General features: G+C 72.5%; 9 protein-coding genes and 1 tRNA gene. 5 read left to right on the top strand and 5 right to left on the bottom strand.

All coding sequences use genetic code 11. From position 1 onward, the window contains the following. The first annotated feature begins 168 nt into the window (after positions 1-168). Together AE652_RS13805 and AE652_RS46390 are read left to right on the top strand one after the other, a co-directional pair. Positions 169-1,287, top strand: a complete 1,119-nt coding sequence (locus AE652_RS13805; protein WP_049651632.1) for a nucleotide disphospho-sugar-binding domain-containing protein — start codon at positions 169-171, stop codon at positions 1,285-1,287. Between the two features lie 635 nt (positions 1,288-1,922). Beyond that, entirely contained in the window at positions 1,923-2,360 is a 438-nt protein-coding gene (locus tag AE652_RS46390; protein WP_159028442.1) for a hypothetical protein, read from the top strand. Positions 2,361-2,627: 267 nt separating this feature from the next. Here AE652_RS46390 and AE652_RS48990 read toward each other — a convergent pair whose 3' ends face one another. Both AE652_RS48990 and AE652_RS13800 read right to left on the bottom strand, forming a co-directional pair. Continuing rightward, on the bottom strand, positions 2,628-2,762 hold the full coding sequence (locus AE652_RS48990) for a hypothetical protein (protein ID WP_255357423.1): 135 nt from the start codon (positions 2,760-2,762) through the stop codon (positions 2,628-2,630). Then, positions 2,759-4,018, bottom strand: a complete 1,260-nt coding sequence (locus AE652_RS13800; RefSeq protein WP_049651631.1) for an MFS transporter — start codon at positions 4,016-4,018, stop codon at positions 2,759-2,761. The genes AE652_RS48990 and AE652_RS13800 overlap by 4 nt, the downstream gene beginning before the upstream one ends. A gap of 146 nt (positions 4,019-4,164) precedes the next feature. Between AE652_RS13800 and AE652_RS13795 the strand changes: the two genes are divergently transcribed. After that, positions 4,165-5,100, top strand: coding sequence for a LysR family transcriptional regulator (locus tag AE652_RS13795; protein ID WP_049651630.1), 936 nt, complete (start codon positions 4,165-4,167; stop codon positions 5,098-5,100). Between the two features lie 61 nt (positions 5,101-5,161). Here AE652_RS13795 and AE652_RS13790 read toward each other — a convergent pair. Next, positions 5,162-5,235, bottom strand: a tRNA-Gly gene (locus AE652_RS13790). Between the two features lie 276 nt (positions 5,236-5,511). Here AE652_RS13790 and AE652_RS13785 point away from each other — a divergent pair. Together AE652_RS13785 and dcd are read left to right on the top strand one after the other, a co-directional pair. Further along, positions 5,512-5,733 (top strand): hypothetical protein, encoded by a 222-nt coding sequence (locus tag AE652_RS13785; protein WP_074001850.1) that lies wholly within the window; start codon positions 5,512-5,514, stop codon positions 5,731-5,733. Positions 5,734-5,804: 71 nt separating this feature from the next. Then, positions 5,805-6,380 (top strand): dCTP deaminase, encoded by a 576-nt coding sequence (gene dcd / locus AE652_RS13780; RefSeq protein ID WP_049651628.1) that lies wholly within the window; start codon positions 5,805-5,807, stop codon positions 6,378-6,380. Between the two features lie 95 nt (positions 6,381-6,475). Here dcd and AE652_RS13775 read toward each other — a convergent pair whose 3' ends face one another. Next, positions 6,476-7,366, bottom strand: coding sequence for a metal-dependent hydrolase (locus tag AE652_RS13775; protein WP_049651627.1), 891 nt, complete (start codon positions 7,364-7,366; stop codon positions 6,476-6,478). Between the two features lie 124 nt (positions 7,367-7,490). Continuing rightward, a partial coding sequence (locus tag AE652_RS43105) for a Yip1 family protein (protein WP_053112062.1) occupies positions 7,491-8,416 on the bottom strand: 926 nt, incomplete at its 5' end.

Here is an 8,416-nt window from a genome sequence, read left to right as displayed (position 1 = left end):
CGGGCGCGCACGGCCCGGGCGACCGGCGCGTGGAGCACACCGTTGCCCGAGAGGCAAGCCCTGCTCCAGAAAGGCCGATTACCGCGCATGGTGATCCTTATCGAATTGACTGAACGTCAACTTCAAAGGTGAGACTGCCTTGTCAGCAACATTCGCAAGGAGACCACCATGCGCATACTCTTCACCGGCCCCGCCGCGGCCGGTCACCTCTACCCGATGGTGCCCACCGCCCAGGCGCTGCGCGCCGTCGGGCACGAGGTCCTGTTCGCCACCGGGCAGCCCGTCGAGCTGATCCGCTCCGCGGGCTTCCCCGTCGCCCAGGTCGGCGACGGCCGGGGCCTGCGGGAGATCATCGAGGAGGGTCTCGGCGGCAAGGTCCAGTACGTCAACCGGGACAAGACCCAGGAAGAGATCCTCGACATGGCGGCCGCGATGTTCGCGCACGCCTCCCGTCCCGACGTGGACGGCCTGCTCGCGGTCGCCACCGACTGGGGCGCCGACCTGATCGTCCACGACTCCTTCGCCGCCGCCGGCCCGCTGGTCGCCGCCCAGCTCAAGATCCCGTCGGTGGTGCAGAACTTCGGTGCCAGCCCCGGCCGCCCGATGGCCGACCTGGTGGCCTCGCACGTCTCCGACCTGTACGAGGAGCGCGGCCTGACCGCTCCGGGCGTCACCGCGGTGCTCAACCTCGGCCCGCTCGGCGGCGACCCGGACGGCCTGCCGATGCGCTACGTCCCGTACAACGGCGGCGGCATCGTCCCGGGCGAGTTCCTCCGCAAGCCCGACCGCCCGCGGGCGGTCGTCACCCTGGGCACCGTGCTCGCCGAGATCGACGGCGTCCGCGCGGTGGTCCGCCTGGTCGAGGCGGCGGCCGAGGTCGACGCCGACTTCCTGCTCGCGGTCGGCAACGCCGACCTCGCCCCGCTCGGCACCCTGCCCGCCAACGTCCGCGGCCTGCCCTGGGTCCCGCTCAACGAGCTGCTCGGCCGCGCCGACGCGCTGATCCACCACGGCGGTTCGGGCACCATGCTGACCGCCCTCCAGGCCGGCCTGCCCCAGCTGCTGCTCCCCCAGGGCGCGGACCACTTCCTCAACGCCGACGCCATCACCGCCACCGGTGCCGCCCTGAGCTCCACCTCCGAGGCCGTCGACACCCCGCTGCTCACCCGTGTCCTCACCGACGCCGCGCTGCGCGACGCCGCCCACCGCCTCCGGGCCGACAACGCCGCCCTGCCCACCCCGGCCGCCCTGGTCCCCACCCTGGAGGACCTCGCCGCCCGCCGCTGATCCCCCACCCCGTTGCCGTCGGCAGCCGCGGCGCCGCAAGGCCTCGCGACTCCCGGCGGTACGGCGGGCGACGCCCCTTCTCGACGAGGCCCCGCCGGCCGCGCCCCCGCGATGCCCTCGATTACCAGCTGGAAGCACCCCCGAACCAGATCGATCTCGGCCACTTCCACGCACCACCGCCCCGAACACAAGCGCACCCACCGCCCACCGGCCCCACCGCCCGCCGGGCGGCACCACGGCCAGTGCCCCGGGCCCCGTCGCGGCCGGGAGAACCGAACAGGCTGCCGTCATCGACGTGTTCGACCGTCTGCGCGACCGGATCGACGAAGAGCGGGGTGCCGCACCAGGCGTGGAGGCCCGCGAACCCCCTTGCAGGTGCTGCGTCACCGGATCCGGCCGCACCCATCCCTCGACAGCGCCCGGGCCGGCCTCCTCATCCGCACCTCCGCCGTGCCCTGCCCCTTGCCGCCTGACCGACCACCCTCCCGGACGCCACGACCATCCCCCGGTCGCTCGGTAGAGGCGCCTGCCCTACACCACACCCGTGCCCCATGAGGCGGATTTTGATGTTTCTGTGCACAGGCGCCGAGGACTCGTCATCGTGGCGGCACTTATCCGGCTTATGGAGGAATTCGATGACAGTTCATGTCTGCCACAGCACAATCGAGGCAATCAAAGCCCGTGTCGAAAGCTCGAACGGGGCCGTCATGATCTCGAATGCAACTGTCCGCGCCCTTGAAGAAAAGGAACGCCTCAGGGTCGAGCGACTGCAGAGGGTGTTCACCTTGCTCCGTGCTCGCGGGCTTGAGTGCTACCCGCAGGTACCGCTGTATGCCAACGAGTGGTGGTCGTTCCTGGTGTACCGCCGAGATCTTCTGACAGTCAACCTCCGCACCGCATCGGCTGATTCAACGACGAGGGCGGCTCTGATCTGCGCTATCGACGCGCTCAGCAAGCCTTACTGGCACGAGCAGGCACCAAGTAGCTGGGACCTGCACAAAGCGCTTCGGAAGCTGGGCGCCGCTTCCGTCGATCCGCCCCGCCGCAGCGAGCGACACCTTTCAGTCGCCTGATACGAGGCCCAGAGGCACTCCGAACCAACAGGCTGACGCGGAAATCGATCGGTCAGCGCTCCGTCGTCCACGTGGATCGCACACCGCCCCCCAGCACACACCACCGCAGCTGTCGACAGGTTCCGTCGCTGCGGTGGGCAAATGGATCCAAACCCGACAACGACTCATATGTCGCGAACGCCGCAGGTCAAATGGCCTGCGGCCTTCACATGGTTCGGCTGTATCGGAATGGACGCCACTCGCAAACCCGGATCCGTTCGGGCCCGGTCAGCCCGTCTCCCGGACCAAGGCGCGCAGCGTGGCGGTGTCAAGCACGTGGGCCCTGGAGGGGAGGAGCCGATGGGGCAGGGCGGTGCGCGCGGGGTCGAGCGCGAACGGGCCGGCGGCGGGGGTGGTGGTCATGCGGATGTCCTCCGTGCGGGGGGTGGGCCGGGTACGGCCTCCGGTCGCGCCCGGCCGTCGGCCCGGGGCAGCAGGAGCGGCGTGCCGAGGATGAGCAGTCCCGCGACCGCGAGGGCGGTGCGCGGTCCGGTGGCGGCCGCGAGCAGCCCGCCGAGCGCGGTGCAGACGGCGATGGACGCCTGCTGGCCGATCGACCAGGCCGACAGCGTGCGGGCGACCAGGTGCTTGGGCGTGCGTTCGAGCCGGTAGGTGGCGAGCACCGGGTTGAACAGGCTCATGTTGACGATGATCGCCAGCTCGACGGCCATCACGGTGACCAGGCCGACCACGCCGGGGCGGACGAAGGCCAGGCCGATCAGCCAGACGGCGCGCAGGGTGCCGACGGTCCGGAACACCCGGTCCCGGCCGTGGCGTGCGACGACCCGCCGGGCCAGCCGGGAGCCGATCAGCCCGCCGAGGCAGGGGGCGGCGAAGGCCAGGCCGTACTGCCATGGGGCGAAGTGGAGTTGGCGGAGCAGGAGGACGGCGAGCACCGGCTCGGTGGCCATGATCAGACCGGAGACGAGCATGTTGTTGAGGTAGAGCGCCCGCAGACCGGGGTCGCCCAGGATGTGCCGCCAGCCGTCGAGCACCGCGCCCGCCCGGACCGGGTTCCCACCGGTCCGCCGCGGCGTCTCCTCCCGGCCGCGGATCGCGGTGATGCTCAGCGCGGAGAGCAGGTAGCTGAGCGCGTCGGCCACCACGGTGGTGACCGGCCCGAACCGGCCGACCGCCGCCCCGCCCAGCGGCGGACCGATCGCGATGGAGCTCCAGTTCGTGGACTCGAACCGCGCGTTGGCCACCAGCAGATCGTCCGGCCGGACGAGGGCCTTGAGGTAGGCGCCGCTGGCCGCGCCGAACGCGATCCTGGCCGCGGCGACCACGATCGAGACCACCAGCAGCTGGACGAAGCCCAGCCCTCCCAGGGCGTACGCGACCGGGATCGACGCCATGGCCGCGAACCGGACCAGGTCCATCGCGATCATCACCGGACGCTTGCGCCGGAACTCCACCCACGGCGCGAGCGGCACCGCGATCAGCGCGCCCACCGCCGGCCCCACGGCGGACAGCGCGGACACCTCGGCCGGTCCGGCGCGCAGCACCAGCACGGCGATCAGCGGCAGCGCCCCGAACCCCAGCCCGGACCCGTACGCGCTCACCGCGTACGCCGCCCACAGCCAGCCGAACCGCCGGCCCAGCCGTTTCCCACCCGTCATGCGCGGTGCGCTCCCCTCGACGTCCCGACCCCGACCGGACAAACCGGAGTTGACCGGTGAGAGCCAACCGGGAGGCACAGCGGCCGGTCAAACAACCGTTCCGCCCACCCCGCACAACCACAGGTTGTTCTCTACAGTGGATCGGCGTGGACCTCGAAGCAGTGCGCACCTTCGCCGCCATCGCGGAAGCCGGCCAGTTCCAGAAGGCCGCCGTCGACCTGTCGATCACCCAGCAGGCCGTCTCCAAACGCGTCGCCGCACTGGAGCGCGACCTCGGCGTGCGGCTGTTCACCCGCACCCCGCGCGGCGCCGAACTCACCATCGACGGACAGGCGTTCCTGCCCCACGCCCGCGAACTGCTGCGCGCCGCCGAACGCGCGGTCGCGTCCGTACGGGCCGGCCGCCGCCCGCTGCGCGTCGACGTGCTCAACTCGCGCGGAGCCGTCTCGGGCCTGATGCGCGACTTCCACCGCGCCCACCCGGACATCGACCTCGACGTGCTGATGCTGCACGACATCGAGACCGCCGTCGCCGCCGTCCGCTCCGGCGCGATCGACGCCACCTTCCGTGCCGTCGCCATGCCCGGCCGGCCGCTCCCCGAGGACATCGCATCCGTCCGGGTGCTCGACGAACCGCTCCACCTCCTCACCGGCCCCGCCCACGCCCTGGCGGGCGCCAGGACGCTGACCGTCGCCGACCTGGTCGGCCACCGGATCTGGATGCCCGGCATCGTCCCCGGCACCGAGTGGGGCGCCTACTACGCCGACCTCGTCGCCGAGTTCGGCCTCACCATCGAGGCCACCGGCCCCAACTTCGGCTCCGACGCCCTCCTCGACACCATCGCCGACACCCCGGCCCTCGCCACCTTCATGAGCGAGCGGACCCGCCTCGTCTGGCCCGCCGCCCACGGCCTGCGCCGCATCCCGGTGACCGACCCGACGCCCGTCTACCCCCACTCGCTCCTCTGGCACCGCGACAACCCCCACCCGGCCCTCCCCGCCCTCCGGGCCCACCTCGCCACCACCGCCCCCACCCCCGGCACCCCCGGCACCTGGACCCCCGCCTGGACCCACCCCCACTGACCGCCCCGACCGGTCCCGGACAACGCGAAAGCCCCAGGCCGTTGGCCTGGGGCTTTACTGCTGGAGCGGGCGACGAGAATCGAACTCGCGCTCTAAGCTTGGGAAGCTCATGTTCTACCATTAAACTACGCCCGCCTGATGAGCCGTCAGAGACCGCTCGATCCAGTGTCACTGTACCCCATTCGCACCGGTGGTTGCACAGGGGGTCGGTGGACGTGGCGGAGCCGGGTGGGGCGGGTGCGGAGGCGTACTGTGTGGGCCGCGCGCGAGTGCTCCGGTGGGTGGGGGCCGAGGCGGCGAGCCATGGTGAGGAATGTCCGGAACATCCCCTAATGTGACGCTGTCCCGGGGCTCGGCCGTCGGGGCGAGTGCGTACGGGTGAGTACTGGGTTAGGGATGGGAAGGGGATCGATGGAGCAGCGCGCCGTCGTTCGTTGTGCCGAGGGGCACCTGTTCAGCACCACCACGTTCCCGATGCAGAACCTCGGTCCTGGCCGGCTCGGGCCCGGACGGTTGATCCGCTGCCCGCAGTGCGGACGGATGCGGAGTTCGGTGCTGGCCGACGTGCGGGAGCTGTCGGAGCCGCAACTGGCGCGGGCGATGCGGTTGGAGGCCGCGGAGTTCCTGGCCTGACGGTCGCGGAGGGACGGAACGGGCCCCGGGCGGATTCGTCCGGGGCCCTGTCGTGCACGTAACCTCGAAGCGTGCTGCTCTCTGACAAGGACATCCGGACCGAAATCGACCTGGGTCGGGTCGTCGTCGACCCGTTCGACCCGGCGATGATCCAGCCGTCGAGTATCGACGTGCGCCTCGACCGCTTCTTCCGCGTGTTCGAGAACCACAAGTACCCGCACATCGACCCCTCCGAGGAGCAGCCGGACCTGACCCGGCTGGTCGAGCCGGAGGGCGACGAGGCGTTCATCCTGCACCCCGGCGAGTTCGTGCTGGCCTCGACGTACGAGGTCATCACGCTGCCCGACGACGTCGCGTCCCGGCTGGAGGGCAAGTCGAGCCTGGGCCGGCTGGGCCTGCTCACCCACTCCACGGCCGGCTTCATCGACCCCGGTTTCAGCGGCCACGTGACCCTGGAGCTGTCGAACGTCGCGACGCTGCCGATCAAGCTCTACCCGGGCATGAAGATCGGGCAGCTGTGCCTGTTCCGGCTCTCCTCGCCCTCGGAACACCCGTACGGCTCGGAGCGCTACGGCTCGCGCTACCAGGGCCAGCGCGGCCCGACGCCGTCCCGCTCGTACCTGAACTTCCACCGCAGCGACGTCTGAGCACAGGACCCGCAGGACCCGCGGGCCCCACGGAGCGCACGCACGACGGGCGGCCTGACCCCTCACCCGAGGGATCAGGCCGCCCGCGGCGTTTCTCAGGCCCGCTTCGGGCTGGTGACGGCGACCAGTTCGGTGCCGTCCTCGGACAGCCGCAGCTCGGTGCGCAGCTCGGCCAGCTCGCCGAGGTGGTGCAGGTGGGTGCCGCCGCAGAAGATCTGCGCGCCGCCCTCGGGCAGCTCGCAGTGCCACTGGCGGCGGGCGGTGAGCTCGGGGCCGGGCACCTCGATGCGGACCGGGGCGTCGGCGGCGACCCAGGCGGCCAGCCGGGCGTTGACGGCCTCGGTGAGGGCCGGCAGGGCGTCGGCGAGGGCCGGGAACTCCTCGGTGGCGTCCACCGTGAAGCCCTTCTTCTTCAGCGACTTGCCGAGCCGGTAGGTGTCGGTGCTGGCCGCGGTGTCCATCACCGAGCTCGCCATCGCGAGGCTGTCGAAGTCCGGGTGGCCGAAGGCGTCCGAGCGGCCCGGGTCCTTGCGCCAGCGCGGGGCGAGCGCGGCGTTCAGGGCGAGGGCGAGCAGGTGGCAGCCGCTGTGCGAGGCGCTGAGGGCGCCCCGGCGGTCGGCGTCGACGGCGAGCGCGGCGGTGCGGCCGACGAGGTCCCCCGGGTCGCCGTCGACGACGTGCAGGACCAGCCAGGACCACTCCTCGTCACCGCGCCGGACCGGGATGTCGGCGCCGACCAGCGGCTCCCCGCCCTCCGGGCCGACGGCGCCGGTCAGGCAGTCGACCACGGCCAGCTCGGTGCCGTCGACGGTCAGGGTGCCGCGGTCGGCCGGCTGGTCGGGCCAGGTGTGGTCGAGCGGGTGGAACGGGGTCGCCGCGGTGACGACGGCGTACCGGCCGTCGGCCAGCGGGTGCACCGCGAGCACCGGGGACTCGCCGGTCACCGCCCCGGCCGGGAAGCTGACGTGGGTGGTGGGGAGGGTCATTCCTGGCTCCGGTGAAGGTGGGACGACGAGGGTGGGGCGGGCCCGGCGCTCGGCCGCGACCCGCCCCCATTCTGCCCTTCGCCCGTCGGAGCCCTCGGCCCGGCGTCGCTCCGCCCGGTGCGGCTCAGCCCAGCGTCGGCAGCTTGATCAGCACCAGCAGCGCCACCAGCTGTATCGCCGAGGCGGCCGCGGCCTTGCCCCAGGGCAGGTCGTGCAGCCGCCGGACCATGCTGGTCAGCAGGTACGCGCAGAGCATCCAGGTGGCCCAGCCGACGACCTGGACGACGGCGCTGCCGGAGGGCAGCACCAGGTCGAGCAGCAGCCGGGGCGCGTCGGTGAGCCAGCCGATCAGCGCGGCCAGGCCGACGGTCGCCTTCCACGGGCCGTCGCCGCCCAGCTGGCGGGCCATCGCGTAGGTGACCCCGCCGAAGAGCGCGCCGGCCACGGTGAAGCCGATGGCGGCGGCGAGGATGCCGGTCAGCGCCACGGTGAAGGTCGAGTTGACGATGTCGTCGTGGGTCAGCCCGATGCCGAGCACCGCGAGCGCGCCGTACAGCAGCGAGACGGTGAGCGCGGGCAGCCAGACCTGGTGGTCGCGGGTGCGGTCGAAGACCGCGGTCGGGCTGCGGAACAGGCCGGTGAACAGTTCGCGCCAGTGCGGCCGGGGCCCGGCGACGTGCGGGGCGGACTGGCCGCCGGCCCGGTAGACGGCGACGTTGTCCTGGCCGTACGGCTGCTGGTCGTAGCCCTGCTCGGGGCCGTAGCCCTGGTCCTGGCCGTAGCCCTGCTCGGGGCCGTAGGGCGGCTGCTGCCCGTGGCCGTCGTCGTAGTAGCCGTGCTCCTGGCCGGGGTGCCCCTGGTACGGCGGCTGTCCCTGGTACGGACCGCCGGCCGCGTACGGGTCGCCGACGGGGAAGGCCCGGGTGCTGCCGGGCCGGTCCGCCGCGTACGGGTCGTACCCGTCCCCCGCCGTCTGCCCGGGACCGCCGGGCGTGCCGGGACCACCGGGCGTGCCCGGACCGCCGGGCGCGCCGCCGGGCCCGCCGGGCG

Origin of the sequence: Kitasatospora sp. MY 5-36 (assembly GCF_001182915.1) — a bacterium.
In the GTDB taxonomy this organism is placed as follows: Bacteria; Actinomycetota; Actinomycetes; order Streptomycetales; family Streptomycetaceae; genus Kitasatospora.
The sequence above is the reverse complement of the archived record's forward strand: the minus strand, read 5'-3'. Positions and strand labels throughout refer to the sequence as shown.